This window comes from Microbacterium sp. P5_E9, from assembly GCF_054049175.1.
Genome location: NZ_JBFUMV010000006.1, coordinates 70,996 through 89,545, shown reverse-complemented (window position 1 = coordinate 89,545; position 18,550 = coordinate 70,996). Strand labels below are relative to the sequence as shown.

Sequence of the window (18,550 nt, the reverse complement as noted above, 5' to 3'; positions counted from 1 at the left end):
CTGACAACGTGAGCGCGCCAGAACTGCCGCCGGCTATGTCCTTTCCCACCAATCCGCCCAGCCGCGCGCGATTGTGGTGGGAGATTGCGATCGTCCTGGCCCTGTCGGTGGGTCGACTCGCGCTGTACTCCGTGCTCCAGCTGGTGCAGGCGCTGCAGCGCGAGCAGGCGCTCGGCGATCAGCAGACTCAGCTGAACCCGTCCGCGAACGCCCAGCAGTTCTGGGACGTCCTCTACCAGTTCCTCGCGCTGTTCTTCGCCCTGGCGCCTGTCGCTCTCGCGGTCTACCTGCTCTGGGAGCCCGGATCGAACGCGCTCCGGCGGATCGGGTTGGACTTCCACCGGTTCGGCGGCGACCTCGGCCGCGGCATCCTGCTCTTCGTCGTGATCGGCGTTCCGGGGCTCGCCCTCTATGCGGCCGGCCGCGCGCTCGGGATCACCCTGCAGGTGGATGCCTCGCCGCTCGACCCGTCCTGGTGGACGGTGCCGCTCCTCGTCTTCGCCGCCGTGCGGGCGGCTCTGACCGAGGAGGTCATCTTCATCGCCTACCTCTTCGACCGGCTGCGGCGCCTCGGCTGGTCGTGGTGGTCGGTGATCCTCGCCACCGCGGCGCTCCGCGGGGCGTACCACGCGTACCAGGGCTTCGGCGCGATCGTCGGCAACTTCATCATGGGCGTGGTGTTCGGCTGGTGCTACCGGCGCTGGGGCCGCGTGATGCCCCTGATCATCGCGCACACGCTGCTGGACATCGTCGCGTTCGTTGGGTATCCCTTGGCGGCAGCGCTCTGGCCGGGGGTGTTCGCGCCGCCGGCGATCACGCCGTCGCCGACTCCCACCCCGACCGCCACCTCCTGAGAGGGACGGATGCCGCGGGCCGCGGCATCCGTCTTCCTCAGGCGAAGGCCTCGATCGGAGGGCAGGCGCAGACGAGGTTGCGGTCGCCGTAGGCCTGATCGATCCGGCGGACCGGCGGCCAGTACTTCGTGCGGATGAGCGCGGAGACCGGGTAGACCGCGAGTTCACGCGAATACGGGTGGGTCCACTCGCCCGCGACGACGGCCTGCGCGGTGTGTGGGGCGTTCACCAGCGGGTTGTCATCGGCCGGCCACTCCCCCGCAGCCAGCGCATCGGCCTCGGCCTTGATCGCGATCATCGCGTCGATGAAGCGGTCGATCTCGCCGAGGTCCTCGGACTCGGTCGGCTCGACCATGAGGGTGCCCGCGACGGGGAACGACATCGTCGGTGCGTGGAAGCCGTAGTCGATGAGTCGCTTGGCGACGTCGTCGACGGCGACGCCGGTGGCGTCCCGCAGGGGCCGGAGGTCCAGGATGCACTCGTGGGCGACCAGGCCGCCCTCGCCCGCGTACAGCAGCGGGTAGTGCTCGGACAGCCGCACCGCGATGTAGTTGGCCGACAGGACGGCCGCCGCGGTGGCAGCGCGGAGGCCCTCGGAGCCCATCATGCGCATGTACGCCCACGAGATCGGCAGGATCCCCGCCGACCCGTACGGAGCGGCCGAGATCGGACCACCCTGGAAGACGCCGCCCGCGTGATCCTTGCGCTGGGCGAACGGGTGACCGGGCAGGAACGGGGCGAGGTGCGCCTTCGCCGCAACCGGACCGACACCCGGTCCACCGCCGCCGTGCGGGATCGCGAACGTCTTGTGCAGGTTCAGGTGCGAGACGTCGCCGCCCAGGTCGCCGAAGCGGGCGAAGCCGAGCAGCGCATTCAGGTTGGCGCCGTCGACGTACACCTGGCCGCCGGCGTCGTGCACCGCCTGGGTGATCTCGAGCACGTCGTGCTCGTACACGCCGTGTGTCGACGGGTAGGTGATCATGAGCGCGGCGAGCGCCTCGGCGTGCAGCGCGATCTTCGCACGCAGATCGGCGAGATCGACATTGCCGGCCTCGTCGCAAGCCACCACGACGACCTTCATGCCGGCGAGCACCGCCGAGGCGGCGTTGGTGCCGTGCGCCGACGAGGGGATCAGGCACACGACGCGACGGGTGTCGCCGTTGGCGTCGTGGTAGCCGCGGATCGCGAGCAGCCCGGCGAGCTCGCCCTGCGACCCGGCGTTCGGCTGCAGCGACACCGCGTCGTACCCGGTGACCTCGGCGAGCCAGACCTCGAGCTGCTCGATCATGGCGAGGTAGCCGTGCACATCCGCCTCGGGGGCGAAGGGGTGCACGCGGGAGAACTCGGGCCAGGACACGGCCGCCATCTCGGTGGCGGCATTGAGCTTCATCGTGCAGGAGCCGAGCGGGATCATGCCGCGATCGAGCGCATAGTCGCGGTCGGCGAGCTGCTTGAGGTAGCGCATCATCGCCGTCTCGGAGTGATGGCTCGTGAACACGGGATGCGTGAGGAACTCGTCGGTGCGGTGCAGCGCGGCCGTCACGCCCGCGAGCGCCACCGCATCGTCGAAGCGGATGTCGCGCACATCGTGCGCGTCGGCAGCCGGCAGCCCGAAGGCCCACGCGACAGCGGCGAGATCGTCGGCGGTCGTGGTCTCATCCACCGAGAGCCCCACCGTCGCCTCGTCCACCAGGTGCAGCTGGTACCCCTTCGAGCGTGCACGGTCGACGACCCGCTGGGCGGGTCCTGGCGTCACCACCCGCAGTGTGTCGAAGAAGGAGTCGGACGCGAGGTGCAGGTCGTACTCGCGGAGCCGCTCCGCCAGCGCCTGCGCCTTCTGCGCGACCTCGGTGGCGATCGCCTTCAGCCCCTCCGGGCCGTGATACACCGCGTACATCGCGGCCATGACGGCGAGCAGCACCTGAGCGGTGCAGATGTTCGAGGTCGCCTTCTCGCGGCGGATGTGCTGCTCGCGGGTCTGCAGGGCGAGCCGGTAGGCGGGGTGGCCGGCGGCATCCTGCGACACTCCGACGAGTCGGCCAGGGAGCTGCCGCTCCAGGCCGGCGCGCACGGCCATGTAACCGGCGTGCGGACCGCCGAAGCCGAGCGGGACGCCGAACCGCTGCGTCGTGCCGACTGCGATGTCGGCGCCGAGCGAACCGGGGGAAGCGATCAGCGTGAGGGCGAGGAGATCTGCGGCGACCACGGCGAGACCGCCGGCCAGGTGCGCGGCATCGATGACGGCGGTGGGGTCCCAGATCCGGCCGGACGCCGCGGGGTACTGCACGAACACACCGAAGATCTCGTCGGGCAGCGTCTCACCGCGCGCGAAGTCGACCTCGGCGATCTCGATGCCCACGACGGTCGCGCGAGCCTGCAGCAGCGCCTTGGTCTGCGGGAAGGAGTCGGCATCGACCGCGAACACGGGGGACGTCGACTTCGAGGCGCGCCGCGCGACCAGCATGCCTTCGACCACGGCGGTCGACTCGTCGAGCATCGAGGCGTTCGCGGTGGTGAGGCCGGTGAGATCCGTGACCATCGTCTGGAAGTTGATGAGGGCTTCCAGTCGGCCCTGCGAGATCTCCGGCTGATAGGGCGTGTACGCCGTGTACCAGGACGGGTTCTCCAGCACGTTCCGCGAGATCACCGACGGCGTGAGCGTGTCGTAGTAGCCGAGCCCGATCATCGGGCGCGCCGTGCGGTTCTGCGACGCCAGCGCCCGCAGCTCCGCGAGCGCCTCCGCCTCGGTCGCCGCCGGGGGGATGTCGGTGGTCTCCCTGGGGCTGACATGGATGGATGCCGGCACCGCCGCCTCGACGAGCGCCTCGACGCTGTCGTACCCGACCGTGGCCAGCATGTGACGCTGGGCCGCGGCATCCGTTCCGATGTGCCGGTTCGCGAATGCGCCGCTCACGCGTCGCCGCCCGTGAGCGCGACGTAGGCGTCGCGATCCAGCAGGCCGTCGACCGCGCTCGCGTCGACGCGGAGCTTGATCAGCCAGCCGTCGCCGTACGGGGCGGAGTTGACCAGCGACGGGTCGCTGAGGGCGGCGTCGTTCACCTCGACGACCTCGCCCGTCAGCGGGGCGTACAGCTCCCCCACCGACTTCGTGGACTCGATCTCACCACAGACGTCGTTTGCCGTCACGGTCGAACCCGCTGCGGGCAGATCGACGTAGACGACGTCGCCGAGCTTGTCGGCGGCGTAGTCGGTGATGCCGATCGTCGCGACGTCGCCGTCCACGGCGACCCACTCGTGCTCGGCGGTGTACTTGAGGCTGGCGAGATCGGTCATTTCTTCCTCCGGTAGAAGGGCAGGGCGGTCACGGTCGCGGGGATGCTGGTTCCCCGCACGTCGATGGAGAGTTCGGTGCCTGGTGCGCTCACGGCTGGCGAGACGAACGCCATCGCGATCGGGTGCCCGAGCGTCGGGCTCAGCGCGCCACTCGTGATCACGCCGACGGTGGCGCCCGATGCGTCGAGCACGGCGTAGCCGGCGCGGCCGGCGCGCCGACCCTCGCTCACGAGGCCGACGAGGACCCGCCCCTCAGTGGCGGCGCCGGATGCGGCGGCCTCGATGCCCGCGCGACCCACGAAGTTCGCAGTCTTGGTCGCGAGCGGCACGGCGCGGCCGAGGCCGGCCTGGGCAGGCACGATGTCGAGCGACAGCTCGTGGCCGTAGAGCGGCATGCCGGCTTCGAGGCGCAGCGTGTCACGGGCGGCGAGGCCGGCCGGAACCAGGCCGAGCGGTGCGCCGGCCGCAAGGAGCGCGTCCCAGAGCTCGCCGGCCCGGTCGGCCGCGACGCTCAGCTCGAACCCGTCTTCGCCGGTGTAGCCGGTGCGGCTGACGAGCACCGTGCTCGCGCCGAATCGCATGCCCATGGCGGCGTAGTACGGGAGAGTCTCGAGGGTGTGGCCCATCGCGAGCGCATCGTCGTGTGCGAGACCGTCGGTCTGCTCGAGGATCTGCTGCGCCCGCGGGCCCTGGACGGCGATGAGCGCGTCATCCGTTTCCGTCAGGACGGCGTCGAAGCCTACGATGCGGTCCTGGAGCGCCTCGCGGACGACGTCCCGGTTGCCGGCGTTCGCGACGATAAGCAGGCGGTCCTCGCCTGTGCGGGTCACGATCAGGTCGTCGATGATCCCGCCGTCCGCGGCGAGGACCATCGTGTACTTCGCCCGCGAGAGTTTGAGCGGGCCCGGGTCGAGCGCGAGCGCGTACGCGAGGAACGCGTCGCGGTCGGGTCCGGTCACGACGAACTGGGCCATGTGCGAGATGTCGAACAGGCCCGCGGCCGTGCGCACCGCGTGGTGCTCGGCGAGGTCGGACGAGTAGCGCACCGGCATCATCCAGCCGCCGAAGTCGATGAATGACGCGCCGAGCGCCGCGTGGCGCTCGTGCAGCGGGGTGGAGCGAGGGTCGGTCATGAGTTCTCCCGGGTCACGGGCGGGCAGTCGCCGGACGGCTCCTGTTGAACTCCCCCTCTGTCATCGGCCTGAGAGTTTCACCGGGCATCGCGTCGAAGGACGGATGCCGCGGCTTTCACCGTCGGCGGATTTCGATTTTGCTTGCGAATCGCGTTGATTTTCGATTCCCAGGGCGAGATGGAGACGCGTTGCGGTCGTCTCGCCTGGGAGGTTTCGATACGGCGCCGGGGCGCCTACTCAACCCGATTTCTTGCTCGCTTCGCTCGCTCGAAATCGCTTTCCAGAGCGGCCGGACGTCTGCGGTACGCGGACCTGAGAGATTGGCGGGGAGGCTTGCTCCTTCGGTGCCCGACCGAGGTCGGGGCTCTCCCGCACACGTCATGCGGCCTTTGTTAAGTTGCTGATCCAGCATACCGATCCGGGCCGGGAGCGGCGAGCGCAAGCGGTTTGCCTTTTGGTCGAGGTGACTATAAGATCGGATCGACAGATAAGGTCACCATGACACGAACCGAGCTGCTCCCTACGGAGACTGCGATCGCAGACGGCGATACCACGCGCGTCGCGGTCTCGACGGTGATCTTCAGCCTGCGGCGCCACCCGGGCCAGGACCGCCCGGTGGTCGTGCTGCCGCTCGTCCGCCGCACCCGCGACCCCTTCGAGGGCTCATGGGCCCTGCCAGGCGGCTGGCTCGACATCGCGGAGAGCCTGGATGCCGCGGCATCCCGCACCCTCGCCGAGACCACCGGACTCGCCCCCAGCTTCCTCGAGCAGCTCTACGCCTTCGGCGCGGTCGACCGCTCCCCCACCCGCGTCGTGTCGATCGTGTACTGGGCGCTCGTGCGCGAGGACGTCTCGTTCACCGCCACCCAGGAGAACGTCGCCTGGTTCGAGGTCGCCGATCTGCCGCTACTGGCGTTCGACCACAACGAGATCGTCGAGTACGCCCTCTGGCGTCTGCGCAACAAGGTCGGCTACAGCCGGATCGCGCAGGGCCTCCTCGCCGATGAGTTCACTCTCGCGCAGCTGCGCGAGGTGTACGAATCGATCCTCGGCCGACGCCTCGACCCCGCGAACTTCCGTCGCCAGGTCGAGACGTCCGGAAACCTGATCCCCACCGACCGCTTCCGCACGGGCAGCCACCGGCCCGCGCGCCTGTACCGCTACGACCGTGACGTCGAGCTCGCCGAACGCGGCCCGCTCAGCGTCGCCCAGTGAATCGAGTCCCCATGTCTGCCGTGAACCTCACCCTCCAGCCTCGGCCCATCGACCCGTCGGTCGACCGGGAGATCCAGGCGATCGTCGCCGGAGCATCGACGGCCGAGACCTGCAACACCGATCTCGCCGCCGGACCCTGGAACTTCGACACCCGCCCCGGCTACGGCCCCGGCTCCTCGATGGGGGACGTGATCCCCACCGGGTCGCCCCGCCAGGGCGAGCTGCCCGCCGAGTACCGCGAGGCATCCGACGACGAACTCGACGCGCGGATCGTCGCGGCGAAGGCGACGCTCGGCGACCGGGTCGTGATCCTCGGCCACTTCTACCAGCGCGAAGAGGTGATCGCCCACGCGGACTACGTCGGCGACTCGTTCCAGCTCGCGAACGCCGCGCAGGCGCACCCTGAGGCGGAGGCGATCGTGTTCTGCGGCGTGCACTTCATGGCCGAGACCGCTGATCTGCTCTCCCGACCCGAGCAGGCCGTGATCCTGCCCAACCTCGCGGCCGGCTGCTCGATGGCGGACATGGCCGACATCGATCAGGTCGAAGAGTGCTGGGAGCAGCTCGAGGACATCTACGGCGATATGGACACCCCAGATGCCGACGGTCTCGTGCCGGTCATCCCGGTGACCTACATGAACTCCTCCGCCGCGATCAAGGGCTTCGTCGGCCGCCACGGCGGAATCGTCTGCACCTCGTCCAACGCGCGGACCGTGCTGGAGTGGGCGTTCGAGCGCGGCCGTCGCGTGCTGTTCTTCCCCGATCAGCACCTCGGCCGCAACACCGCGAAGGCGATGGGCGTCCCGCTCGAGCAGATGCCGATGTGGAATCCGAACAAGCCGCTGGGCGGGGCATCCGCCGACGACCTGCTCGGCTCGCGCGTGATCCTGTGGCACGGCTTCTGCTCGGTGCACCGCCGTTTCACCGTCGACCAGATCGACAAGGCCCGCGCCGAGCACCCCGGCGTGCGCGTGATCGTGCACCCGGAATGCCCGATGGCCGTCGTCGACGCCGCCGACGAGTCCGGATCCACCGACTACATCCGCCGGGCGATCGAGGCCGCGACCGAGCCCACGACGTTCGCGATCGGCACCGAGGTGAACCTCGTGCAGCGTCTCGCCGCCGCCAACCCGCAGCACGAGATCTTCTGCCTCGACCCGGTGGTCTGCCCCTGCTCGACGATGTACCGCATTCACCCCGGCTACCTCGCCTGGGTGCTCGAGGGCCTCGTCGACGGCGAGGTGCGCAACCGCATCACGGTGCCGCAGGATGTCGCGGACCCCGCACGCCTCGCGCTGGAGCGGATGCTGGCCGCCAAGCCGCCGGCAGCGCCGGTCGGAGCCTGGGAGAACGCGTCATGACCCTTCGACAGGCTCAGCGGCCCGATCGACAGGCTCAGGGGCCGGATGATCTCGCTGTCGAGGTCGTCGTCGTCGGATCGGGCATCGCCGGCCTCACGGTCGCGCTGCACGCGGTCGAGCACGGCTGCCACGTCACGCTCGTGACGAAGGACGTGCTCGAGCACGCCAACACCCGCTACGCGCAGGGCGGCATCGCCGGCGTCATGTTCGACGACGACCGGATCGCCGACCACATCCGCGACACGCTCACCGCGGGAGCCGGCCTCAACGACCCCGCCGCCGTGCGCGTGCTTGCCGAAGAGGGGCCCGCGCGCATCCGCGAACTCGTCGACCTCGGCGTCTCGTTCGACCGCGACGCCGAGGGCGCGTTCGTCAAGGGACTGGAGGCGGCGCACTCGTATCCGCGCATCCTGCATTCGGGAGGGGATGCCACGGGCACCGCGATCGAGAAGGCGCTCGTCGCGCGGCTCCGGGCCAGCAGCGTGCGCGTCATCGAGCACGCGTTCCTGATGGATCTCGTGCTCCGGGACGGACGCGTGCGGGGCGTCGACCTGCTCGTCGGCGACCGGGCGGCCACCGCCGCGACCCCCGCTGTCGAGGGGCGCCGCGAGGAGATTGCGGCCGACGCGGTAGTGCTCGCCACCGGTGGAGCGGGCGAGCTCTACAGCCACACGACGAACCCGCCGGTCGCCACTGCGGACGGCATCGCGGCGTCGATCCGCGCGGGAGCTGCCGTCGATGACCTGGAGTTCTTCCAATTCCACCCGACGGTTTTGGAGGGGAACGCCGCTGCCGGTTCGTTCCTGGTGTCGGAAGCCGTGCGCGGCGAGGGCGCGACCCTGATCGACGACGACGGCCGCCGGTTCGCCTTCGACGCCCACCCGGATGGCGAACTCGCCCCCCGCGATGTCGTCGCCCGCGCGATCGCGCGGCAGATGGAGCTGCAGGGCGGACGCCCGGTGCGCCTGGACGCGACCGGACTGCGGCCCACGTACGAGGAGCGTGCCGAGTTCCTCGCGCGGCGCTTCCCCACGATCGACCGCGCCGTGCGCGACCGTGGGCTCGACTGGGCTCGCGACCCGATCCCGGTGACTCCCGCCGCGCACTACCTGATGGGCGGGGTCGTCACCGACATCGAGGGCCGCACGTCGATCCCCGGGCTGTATGCGGTCGGCGAGGTCGCCCGCACGGGCGTCCACGGTGCGAACCGGCTCGCATCGAACTCTCTGCTGGAGGGCGCTGTCTTCGGCGCCCGCGCGGGCGATGCGATCGCCGCCGACCTCGAGACCGGCGTGTGGCCGGTCGCGGGCGCAGCCGGCCGCGACGTCGACCCAGGACACCTCGAACCCGGAGTGTCGGTGCCGCCGTTCTCGCGCGCCGCCCTGCAGGAGCTCATGTGGGAGGACGCCGGACTCGTCCGGGACGAAGAGGGGCTGCGGCACGCGGCATCCGTCCTCGCCGGCTGGCACGCCGCCCACCGGACACCGCGGACCGAGGCGCAGTTCGAGGACGAGAACCTTCTCGCGGTCGCCGAGCAGCTCGTCGCGGCGGCGCGTGCGCGTCATGAGTCCGTCGGCGCTCACTATCGCCGAGACGACATACACGGCGACAACGCGTTCGCGGCATCCGCGCAGACGCCGGCGGTCGCCTGATGCTCACGCCTGCGGTGATCGACCGCGTCGTCGCGGCCGCGCTCGAAGAGGATGCCCCCTGGGGCGACCTCACGAGCGAGTACCTGATCGTCGAGACCGCCGTGGCACGCGCAGATCTGGTCGCTCGCGAGCCCGGCGTGTTCAGCGGCGGCGCCGTCTTCGAAGCCGCGTTCCGGCTCACCGACCCTCGGGTCGCGGTGCAGCTCGTCGTCGAGGACGGCGAGTGGTTCGAGGCCGGCGCGGTGCTCGCGGTGGTGACGGGCCCGGCGCGGTCCGTGCTCACCGCGGAGCGGATCGGACTCAACTTCGTGCAGCGGATGTCGGGCATCGCCACCCTCACCGGTCGGTACGTCGCCGAGGTCGCGCACACGAACGCCCGGATCGCCGACACGCGCAAGACCACTCCGCTGCTGCGGGCGTTCGAGCGGCACGCCGTGGTGAACGGCGGTGGACGCAACCACCGGTACTCGCTGTCCGATGCGGTCATGGCCAAGGACAACCACCTGGCGGTGCTGGCGCAGAAGCATGCCTCGGTGACCGACGCACTGCTCGCGGCGAAGACCCGTCTGCCCCACACCGCCCACATCGAGGTCGAGGTCGACCGACTCGACCAGATCGAGCCGGTGCTCGCCGCCGAAATCGACACGATCATGCTCGACAACTTCTCGCTCGACGACCTCCGCCGCGGCGTCGCCCAAGTGGCGGGCCGCGCCACGGTGGAGGCATCCGGCGGCGTCTCTCTGGAGACCGTCCGCGCCATCGCGGAGACGGGCGTGGACGTCATCTCAGTGGGTGCGCTGACCCACTCCGCGCGCGCTCTCGATCTGGGGCTCGACGTGCGCATCGACACTGATCCCACCGTGCTGCAGGACTGACCGTGGCGCTCCGCTACCTCGACAACGCCGCGACGGGCCCGGTGCGGCCCGAGGTGCTCGAGGCGATGATGCCGTTCCTCACCCACTGGTTCGGAAACCCCTCGAGCCACCACACCGTCGGCGAAGCCGCGGCCGAAGCCCTCGCCGATGCCCGGGCCCGCGTGGCGCGCGTGCTCGGCCTGCGCACCGGCGACATCGTCTTCACCTCGGGTGGCACCGAGGCGAACAACCTCGCGGTCAAGGGCATCGCGATCGCCGCGCAGCTCGGGCGCGGTGCCGGCCACGTCGTCACGACGCCCATCGAGCACGAGTCGGTGCTGGAGTCCGCGCAGTACCTCGCCCGCGTGCACGGGTTCGAAGTCACGCACGTGCCCGTCGACGCCGCCGCGCGGGTCTCCCCCGCCGACGTCGGCAGCGCGCTGCGCGACGACACGGCGCTCGTGAGCATCGGCTACGCGAACAACGAGGTCGGCACGATCCAGGATGTCGCCGCCATCGCCGCCATCGCCCGAGCCCGCCGCATCCCCGTGCACATCGACGCGGTGCAGGCTGCCGGCTGGCTGTCGCTGTCGGCGGCGGAGCTCGGCGTCGATGCGATCTCCATCGCCGGGCACAAGGTCGGGGCGCCCAAGGGCACGGGCGCGCTCGGCGTCCGCGGTCGGATCCCGCTCGAACCGCTGCTGCACGGCGGCGGTCAGGAGCGCGGTCGTCGCAGCGGCACCGAGGACGTCGCAGGCGCCGTCGGGCTGGCTACCGCCCTGGAACTCGCCGAAGCCGAACGGATCGAGGCATCCACCCGGCTGATCGTGCTGCGGGATGCCTTCATCCGGCGCGTGCTCGACAGCGTGCCGTCCGCGCGGCTGACCGGAGACCCGGTGCACCGCCTGCCCGCGACCGCGAGCTTCACCTTCGCGGGGACGAGCGGCGAGGCGGTGCTGCTGGAATTGGAACGGCGCGGCATCGTCTCCTCGAGCGGCTCCGCCTGCGCGGCGGGCAGCGACGAGGCCTCGCACGTGCTCGTCGCGATGGGCGTGCCGCGAGAGGTCGCGCAGACCGCCGTGCGCTTCTCGTTCCCGCACGATCTGCGCGAGCCGCTGGACGGTGTCGCCGACGCGGTCGCGGCATCCGTGGCGGCCATACAATCGGGCAGATGAATAAGCCCGCTGTCACCGTCATCGTGCCCGGGTACGACGTCGCGCCCTACGCCGCGGAGGCGCTCGCCTCGCTCCAACGGCAGACGCGCGACGACTGGGTGGCCATCCTGGTCGATGACGCATCGACCGACGAGACGGGCGCGATCTTCACCGCTGCGGCCGCCGCGGATCCGCGCTTCCGCGTCGTCCGGCACGAGCATCGCCAAGGACTCGCCGCCGCGCGCAACACCGGACTCGACCTCGCGGCCACGCCGATGATCGGCTTCCTGGACGCGGATGACGCGCTGACGCCGACCGCCCTTGAGCGACTCGTGGGCGTGCTCGACGAGACCGGTAGCGACTTCGCCGCCGGCGCCTACGTGCGGCTGCGACCGGACGGGAACGGCGGTTACGCCCCCGGTGTCGTGCAGCCATGGGTCGCGGCCGCGACCGCGCCGGAGCGCCGAGCGGTGACGATCGACCAGCACCCCGAGGCATCCGGCAACATCGTCGCCTGGTCGAAGGTGAGCCGGCTCGAATTCTGGCGGCGGACGGGGCTCCGGTTCCCGGTCGGACGACTGTATGAGGACCAGGTGGTCGCGCAGCGCATGTACGCGAGCGCCCGCAGCTTCGACGTCATCCCCGATGTCGTCGCGCACTGGCGCGAGCGCGCGGACGGCTCGTCGATCTCGCAGGGCAAGCACGCCGTGCCGGTGCTGCGCGAGTACCTCGAGGGGATGTCGGGGGGCATCGCCGAACTCGACGCCGCGGGGCACCCAGCCGCCGTGCAGGCGCGGGTGCGTCTGATCCTCGCGATGGACCTCCCGCCCCTCGTGCGGATCGCGCAGGATCACCCCGATGACGGGTACCGCCGCGCCCTCGGAGTGTTCACGCGCGAGTTGTGGTCGCGGGGCGGCCCCGCCGCGGAAGTGCCGGACGACGCAGCCTTCCTCGCTGCCGCTGCCCGCCTCTGGTAGCTGCGTCAGGCCCCCGGCTGCGGCAAGGAGGACTCGATCTCGAGGATGCGGGACGAGGCGAGCTGCTGCTCCGCCAGCTCGAAGTAGAGCCCGCCGCGCGCGAGGAGCTCGGTGTGGGTGCCCGACTCGACGATGCGGCCGCCGTCCACGACATGGATGACGTCGGCGCCGATGACGGTCGAGAGGCGATGGGCGATCGAGAGCGTGGTGCGGCCACGGGCTGCGGCGTCCAGCGCTTCCTGGACCACCCGCTCGGACACCGTGTCGAGCGCCGAGGTCGCCTCGTCGAGCAGCAGCACCGCGGGGTCTTTCAGGAGCACGCGCGCGATCGCGATGCGCTGCTTCTCGCCCCCGGAGAGCCGATAGCCGCGCTCCCCCACGATCGTCTCGTACCCGTTCTCGAAGGTCTCGATGACGTGGTGGATGTTCGCCGCCCGGCAGGCTTCGACCAGCTCGGCATCGGTGGCATCCGGCTTCGCGTACCGCAGGTTCTCGCGGATCGTCGCGTGGAACAGGTAGGTCTCCTGCGACACGATCCCGACGTTGGCGATGATGGACTCCTGCGTGAGGCGACGCACGTCCTCGCCCGCGAACAGCACGGCGCCGGACGACACCTCATACATGCGCGGGGTCAGATACAGCACGGTCGTCTTGCCCGCCCCGGACGGACCGACGAAGGCCACGTGCTGGCCGGGCTCGGCGATGAACGAGACTCCCTGCAGCGTCGGTCGACCCTCGGCCGAGGCATCCGGATACCGGAACGACACGTCGCGGAACTCGACGCGCCCGAGCTGGCCTGGTGCGCCCGACAGGGGGACAGCGTCGGGCGCGTCGCTGATGGCGGGCTTCAGGTCGAGATACTCGAAGATCCGCGAGAACAGCGCCGCGGAGGTCTGCACGTCCAGAGCGACCCGCATGAGGCCCATGAGCGGCCACAGCAGCCGCGCCTGGATCGTCGTGAAGGCGACGATCGTGCCGGCGGTGATCGTTTCATCGACACTGCCGGTGATGAGGTACCCCGCGACGAGGTAGATCACGGCCGGAACCGATGACATGAGCACCTGGACGACCGCGAAGAAGCCCTGACCGCTCATGGACTGGCGGACCTGCAGACCCACCTGGTGACGGTTCTCGTCCTGGTACCGCTGGGACTCCGCCCGCTGGCGGTTGAACGACTTCGAAAGCAGGATGCCCGAGACGCTGAGGGTCTCCTGCGTGATGGCGGTGAGCTCGGAGAGCGACTCCTGGGTCTGGCCGGCAATGCGCGCACGCACCTGGCCGACGCGGCGCTGGACAAAGACGAGGAACGGCATCATCACGACCGCGATGAGCGTGAGGCGCCAGTCGATGAGGATCATGGCGATGAGCGACGCGATGACCGTGACGAGATTGCCGAGGATGCTCGTGACGGTGTTGGTCAGCACTCCTGACACCCCGCCGACATCGTTCTGCAGGCGGGACTGGATGACGCCGGTCTTGGTGCGCGTGAAGAAGGCGAGCTCCATCGACTGCAGGTGATCGAACAGTCGCACCCGAAGGTCGCCCGTGACGTTGTTGCCGACGGTCGCGGTGAGCCACGTCTGCACAACGCCGAGTCCGGCGGAGAAGAGGAACAGCGTGATCATGAGGAGCACGAGCCGGATGAGCAGGGGGATGTCGGGGCTGCCGCCATCGACGGGGAACAGCGCGTCGTCGAAGATGCGCTGCACGATGAGGGCGGGGACGACGGCGATCGCCGCGCCGGCGACGACGAGCAGCCCCGTGAACACGAGCCGCCCGATATACGGACGGAACAGCGCGATCACCCGGTGGCCCAGATCCGGGATGACGGGGGCGGCGGCGTTGAGCCGCTTCTGCGCCGCGATGTCGACGCCGCGGAAGGTCGCACCGCCGCCGGAGGCGCCACCGGCACTGCCTCGGGCACCGCCGCGCGCTCCGGAAGCGCCGGCACCGCCGCCGGGCCCGCCGGGACCGTGCATTCCGCCGAGACTCATGCTCGCAAGCCTAATCAGCGCCGGGGACGTCGGGCTCGGAGTCGCTGTGCATCGGGTCTTCGCTCTGGTGGAAGTCGATCCCCCCGACCGGATCGGACTAGAGCGCGAGGGCGGTGTGGGGCAGAGATGTCGCGGCCATATCCGAATGCTGGCACCCAATCCGGGAATGCGGTGTCGGACGAGGCCGTTACCGTTGATCATGCGCCACTTCGGTGGTCGCCTGCCCCGCCCCGACACGAGGAGACGACCATGGCCATGACGGATGCGATCCCCGGCACTGGCAGTATTCGCGTGCCCGCGCGCGCCGTACTCGGGCGCGAAGAGAACCGGGTCATCTGGCTGCTGCTCGCGGCCGCGTTCGTCGCGATCCTCAACGAGACCACGATGGGCGTGGCGATCCCGCACCTCATCGTCGACCTCGGCATCACCGCGGTCGCCGCCCAGTGGCTCACCACCGCGTTCATGCTGACCATGGCGGTCGTCATCCCGATCACCGGCTTTCTGCTGCAGCGCTTCACGACGCGCCAGGTGTTCATCGCCGCGATGACCCTGTTCTCGCTCGGCACGCTCATCGCCGTGCTCGCGCCGGGGTTCCCGGTGCTGCTGGTCGCACGCGTCGTCCAGGCATCGGGCACCGCGATCATGATGCCCCTGCTGATGACCACGATGATGACGGTCGTTCCGCCGCACGCGCGCGGTCGCATGATGGGGCGCGTCAGCGTCGTCATCTCGCTCGCGCCGGCCATCGGCCCGACGCTGTCCGGGTTCCTGCTCGACACGCTCAGCTGGCGCTGGATCTTCGGCATCATCCTGCCGATCGCACTGGCGGCGCTGTTCATCGGCGCCCGCTGGATCCACAACCTCGGCGGCACCACCAAGGCGCCGCTCGACGTACTCTCGATCATCCTCTCCGCCTTCGGCTTCGGCGGGATCGTGTTCGGGCTGAGCCAGGTCGGGGGCGCGGCGACGCATGGGGTGACAGAAGCGGATGCCGCGGCATCCTCCCTCTCGACGATCTCGATGATCGTCTCCCTCGCGGTGGGCGTCATCGCGCTGGGGCTGTTCATCTGGCGGCAGCTGCACCTGCAGAAGGAGGACGACGCGCTGATGGATCTGCGGGTCTTCCGCTCCGGCAACTTCTCGCTGTCGATCGGCCAGATGGGGCTGCTCTCGGTCGCGTTCTTCGGAACGCTCACCGTTCTTCCGCTCTACCTGCAGGCAGTTCTCGGGGTCTCGGCATTGCAGACCGGCCTCGTCGCCCTGCCCGGCGCGCTCGTGATGGGCTTCACCGGTCCGCTCATCGGCCGGATCTACGACCGCTGGGGCACCCGGGTGCTGCTGATCCCCGGTTCGATCATCGCCGCGGGATCGCTGTGGTACTTCACGACGTTCGATGAGAACACGTCGATCTGGGTGGTCGCGATCGCCCAGACGATCCTCTCGCTGGGTCTCGCGATGTCCTTCACCCCGCTGTTCACCGCGTCGCTCGGCTCACTGCGGCCGAAGCTCTACTCCCACGGCTCCGCCGTGGTCGGCACGGTCCAGCAGGTGGCCGGCGCGGCGGGAATCGCCCTGATGATCGCCGTCATGTCGGCGGTCACGGCCTCCGCGGCGCAGTCGGGGGCGTCGCTCGCCGAAGCCGGTGCGGCCGGAGCGCACGCGGCGTTCCTGCTCGCGGCGATCGTCTCACTGCCTCTGCTCGTCGGGGCGTTCTTCATCCGCAAGCCTGCGGACGACCAGGACGCCGCGCCTTTTGCGGGGCACTGAGCTGAAGGCGTGCGGGCAGCCCAGCTGCTAGATGCAGCAGCTCTCGCCGCCGCAGCACGACGCATCGGTCGCGAGTACCGTGAGCGGGGTCGCATCGCCGACCGGGATGAGCGTGGGGAGGGGGAGGTTCGAGGTCGCCATGACCCGATCCTAACCCGGCTGCGCGTGGATCAGCCGGGCAGCACCGCCCCGCCGGTCTGGCACGTCGGGCAGTACTGCGCGGTCGTACTCGCGAACGCGAAGTCGCGGATCGTGTCGCCGCAGACCGGGCACGCCTGCCCGGTGCGGCCGTGCACGCGCATCGAGGCGACCTTCGCGGCCTTGAGCTGATCGATCGGGACGCCGCGCCGGGCGGCGGTCGTGTCACGGATGACACCCGTGGTCGCGTCGTACAGCCGATCGATCTCCTCGGCGGACAGCGTCGCCGCCTGCACCACCGGTGACACCTTCGCGGTGTGCAGGATCTCATCCGAATAGGCGTTGCCGATGCCGGCAAGCGATTCCTGGTCCTGCAGGATCGCCTTCACCTGCTTGCGCCGCCCAGCAAACGGGCGGTCGAAGTCCGCGCGCGCGAACGCCGGATCCGCGGGGTCGGGCCCGAGCTTGCCGATCGCGGGAACGTCCCGCGGGTCGTCGACCACCCAGAGCGCGAGCGAGACCCAGGAGCCGGCATCCGTCGCCTCCGCCACTCCCCCGTCGTCGAAGCCGATCGTCGCCAGCGTCGGGGGCGGGTCGTCGAGCACCGGCGCCGGCGCGCCGGGCTCGCCCCACCGCACCCAGCCGTATCGACCGAGGGTGAGCACGAGGTGCCGATCGGGGAACTGCAGATCGACGTGCTTGCCGATGCGGCGCACCGTCGTGACCGCCTCGCCGACGAGCTGCGCGGGCGGGCGGGTGCGGGTCTTCACCGTGCGGAACTCGAGGATGTCGACGTCGGCGATCGCGCGGCCCGTGACCCGCGCGTCGAGGAAGTCGGCGAGTGCCTGCACCTCAGGGGATTCCGGCATGCCGCCATCCTGCCACTCCCACCCGACGCCGTGCCGGGCTCATCCTCCGGTGCCGGTGGTGTCCCTCAGCTCGGTCCGCATGAGCACTCGACCGCTTGTCACGGAGCGCACCTCGAAAGAGGCGATCTGATCGGGATCGAGGGCCGTGCCCGCCTCGATCCGGGCGGTCTTGCCCGGCAGCGCACGCCAACTGGAGACTTCGCTGGTCGTGCCATCGACGGAGGTCACCACGAGCGCGTACGGCCATCCCTGCTCCGCCGCTTCGGACTCGGCTTCGGCGGCGTAGCGACACGTCATCTGCAGCCGGGTTCCCCACGCGACGTCGACGAGCTCGACGGTCGCCGTCAGCGGGACGTCGGCGATGGCATCCAGCGTGACCAGTTCGCCGCCGGGCGGAGTGGAGCCGCCGATCGAGATGCTCGTCGTGATCACGACAGCCACCACGATCGMGGCCGCCGCCGCGGCGCCCGCGACCCACCAGGTGCGCCGGCGGCGGCGCGACTCGCGGACACCTCTGGCGATGACGTCGCGGCGCAGGCCAGGATCCGGACCGATGCTGCTCTGGGGCTCGTCGAGCAGTGATTCCGCACGCTCGGACGCGACCCGCGAGAGCAGCACGAGGGTGGGCGCCGCCTCGACGATCGCCGCGCGGCAGGCGTCGCACTCCTGCAGGTGGGCTTCGAACAGCCGCCGGTCGGACGGGCTCAACGCCCCGAGGACATACGCGGCATCCCAATCCGCGAAGTGCGCGTGATCCGGGTTCATCGCGTCACCCCCTTCTCCTGCAGGGCGAGTCGCAGTGCCCGCAGTGCATAGTGCAGCCGTGATTTGACCGTGCCCTCGGGGATGTCGAGCTCGGCGGCGATCTCCGCCACGGCCAGCCCGCCGAAGTACGCCCGGACGACGACGCCGCGATGGTCGGCCGACAGGGAGGCCAGCGCCTCTTCGACGAGGATCGCCTCGAACAGGGCGTCGGTGAGATCGGCGGTCGCGACGTCCGGAGTATCGGCGACGGCGATCTCGCGTCGACTGTGCGCGCTGCGCACCCCGTCGATCACGATGTGGCGGGCCACCGTGAACATCCAGGCGCGGGCGGTCGCCGGATCCTGCTCGAGGATCCGCGGGGTGCGCCACGCACGCAGGAGAGTCTCCTGCACGACGTCGTCCGCGCCGGTGCGGTCGCCGGTGAGATGCACGACGTAGCGCCAGACCGGCGCGGCGTGCGCCTCGTACAGCGCGCTCAGCCGCACGGCATCGTCGCGTGGCATGCAGACCTCCTGAAAGGGAC

General features: G+C 70.4%; 15 protein-coding genes and 1 riboswitch. Of the genes, 8 read left to right on the top strand and 7 right to left on the bottom strand.

What is annotated here, in order from left to right; all coding sequences use genetic code 11:
* Positions 1 to 35: 35 nt before the first annotated feature.
* Positions 36 to 854 carry a CPBP family intramembrane glutamic endopeptidase gene (locus ACXJ3V_RS10420; protein WP_457100323.1) on the top strand — a complete coding sequence of 273 codons (819 nt, stop codon included), beginning with the start codon at positions 36 to 38 and terminating at the stop codon, positions 852 to 854.
* A gap of 37 nt (positions 855 to 891) precedes the next feature.
* Here ACXJ3V_RS10420 and gcvP read toward each other — a convergent pair whose 3' ends face one another.
* Genes gcvP through gcvT form a run of 3 tightly spaced genes read right to left on the bottom strand, consistent with a single transcriptional unit; the run spans position 892 to position 5,281 of the window.
* On the bottom strand, positions 892 to 3,711 hold the full coding sequence (gene gcvP, locus ACXJ3V_RS10415) for an aminomethyl-transferring glycine dehydrogenase (RefSeq protein ID WP_457100322.1): 2,820 nt from the start codon (positions 3,709 to 3,711) through the stop codon (positions 892 to 894).
* 53 nt (positions 3,712 to 3,764) lie between these two features.
* Positions 3,765 to 4,148, bottom strand: coding sequence for a glycine cleavage system protein GcvH (gene gcvH / locus ACXJ3V_RS10410; RefSeq protein WP_457100229.1), 384 nt, complete (start codon positions 4,146 to 4,148; stop codon positions 3,765 to 3,767).
* On the bottom strand, positions 4,145 to 5,281 hold the full coding sequence (gene gcvT, locus ACXJ3V_RS10405; protein ID WP_457100228.1) for a glycine cleavage system aminomethyltransferase GcvT: 1,137 nt from the start codon (positions 5,279 to 5,281) through the stop codon (positions 4,145 to 4,147). Before gcvT ends, gcvH begins: the two co-directional genes overlap by 4 nt.
* Positions 5,282 to 5,571: 290 nt before the next feature.
* Positions 5,572 to 5,663: riboswitch (glycine riboswitch) on the bottom strand.
* Between the two features lie 116 nt (positions 5,664 to 5,779).
* Between gcvT and ACXJ3V_RS10400 the strand changes: the two genes are divergently transcribed.
* From ACXJ3V_RS10400 to ACXJ3V_RS10375, 6 genes are read left to right on the top strand one after another with little or no spacing between them, the layout of a single operon-like run.
* A complete protein-coding gene (locus tag ACXJ3V_RS10400) occupies positions 5,780 to 6,496 on the top strand; it encodes an NUDIX hydrolase (RefSeq protein WP_457100227.1) in 717 nt (238 codons plus the stop codon).
* 11 nt (positions 6,497 to 6,507) lie between these two features.
* Positions 6,508 to 7,857: a quinolinate synthase NadA gene (nadA, locus tag ACXJ3V_RS10395; RefSeq protein ID WP_457100226.1), complete on the top strand. Its 1,350-nt coding sequence runs from the start codon at positions 6,508 to 6,510 to the stop codon at positions 7,855 to 7,857.
* Entirely contained in the window at positions 7,854 to 9,509 is a 1,656-nt protein-coding gene (gene nadB, locus ACXJ3V_RS10390; RefSeq protein WP_457100225.1) for an L-aspartate oxidase, read from the top strand. Before nadA ends, nadB begins: the two co-directional genes overlap by 4 nt.
* Positions 9,509 to 10,384: a carboxylating nicotinate-nucleotide diphosphorylase gene (nadC, locus tag ACXJ3V_RS10385; protein ID WP_457100224.1), complete on the top strand. Its 876-nt coding sequence runs from the start codon at positions 9,509 to 9,511 to the stop codon at positions 10,382 to 10,384. The genes nadB and nadC overlap by 1 nt, the downstream gene beginning before the upstream one ends.
* Positions 10,385 to 10,386: 2 nt before the next feature.
* On the top strand, positions 10,387 to 11,538 hold the full coding sequence (locus ACXJ3V_RS10380; protein ID WP_457100223.1) for a cysteine desulfurase family protein: 1,152 nt from the start codon (positions 10,387 to 10,389) through the stop codon (positions 11,536 to 11,538).
* Positions 11,535 to 12,494, top strand: coding sequence for a glycosyltransferase family 2 protein (locus tag ACXJ3V_RS10375; RefSeq protein WP_457100222.1), 960 nt, complete (start codon positions 11,535 to 11,537; stop codon positions 12,492 to 12,494). Before ACXJ3V_RS10380 ends, ACXJ3V_RS10375 begins: the two co-directional genes overlap by 4 nt.
* Positions 12,495 to 12,499: 5 nt before the next feature.
* On the opposite strand, the gene ACXJ3V_RS10370 is transcribed toward ACXJ3V_RS10375, so the two are convergent.
* Positions 12,500 to 14,488 (bottom strand): ABC transporter ATP-binding protein, encoded by a 1,989-nt coding sequence (locus ACXJ3V_RS10370; RefSeq protein WP_457100221.1) that lies wholly within the window; start codon positions 14,486 to 14,488, stop codon positions 12,500 to 12,502.
* Positions 14,489 to 14,737: 249 nt separating this feature from the next.
* On the opposite strand from ACXJ3V_RS10370, the gene ACXJ3V_RS10365 reads away from it, so the two are divergent.
* Positions 14,738 to 16,255, top strand: a complete 1,518-nt coding sequence (locus ACXJ3V_RS10365) for a DHA2 family efflux MFS transporter permease subunit (protein ID WP_457100220.1) — start codon at positions 14,738 to 14,740, stop codon at positions 16,253 to 16,255.
* Positions 16,256 to 16,425: 170 nt separating this feature from the next.
* Here ACXJ3V_RS10365 and ACXJ3V_RS10360 read toward each other — a convergent pair whose 3' ends face one another.
* From ACXJ3V_RS10360 to ACXJ3V_RS10350, 3 genes are read right to left on the bottom strand one after another with little or no spacing between them, the layout of a single operon-like run.
* Complete coding sequence (locus ACXJ3V_RS10360) at positions 16,426 to 17,262, bottom strand: DNA-formamidopyrimidine glycosylase family protein (protein WP_457100219.1); 837 nt, start codon at positions 17,260 to 17,262, stop codon at positions 16,426 to 16,428.
* A 39-nt stretch (positions 17,263 to 17,301) separates the two neighbouring features.
* The gene (locus ACXJ3V_RS10355) at positions 17,302 to 18,027 is read right to left on the bottom strand and encodes a zf-HC2 domain-containing protein (RefSeq protein ID WP_457100218.1); all 726 of its coding nucleotides are present in this window, start codon (positions 18,025 to 18,027) and stop codon (positions 17,302 to 17,304) included.
* Positions 18,024 to 18,530, bottom strand: coding sequence for a sigma-70 family RNA polymerase sigma factor (locus tag ACXJ3V_RS10350; RefSeq protein ID WP_457100217.1), 507 nt, complete (start codon positions 18,528 to 18,530; stop codon positions 18,024 to 18,026). Before ACXJ3V_RS10350 ends, ACXJ3V_RS10355 begins: the two co-directional genes overlap by 4 nt.
* Positions 18,531 to 18,550: the final 20 nt, after the last annotated feature.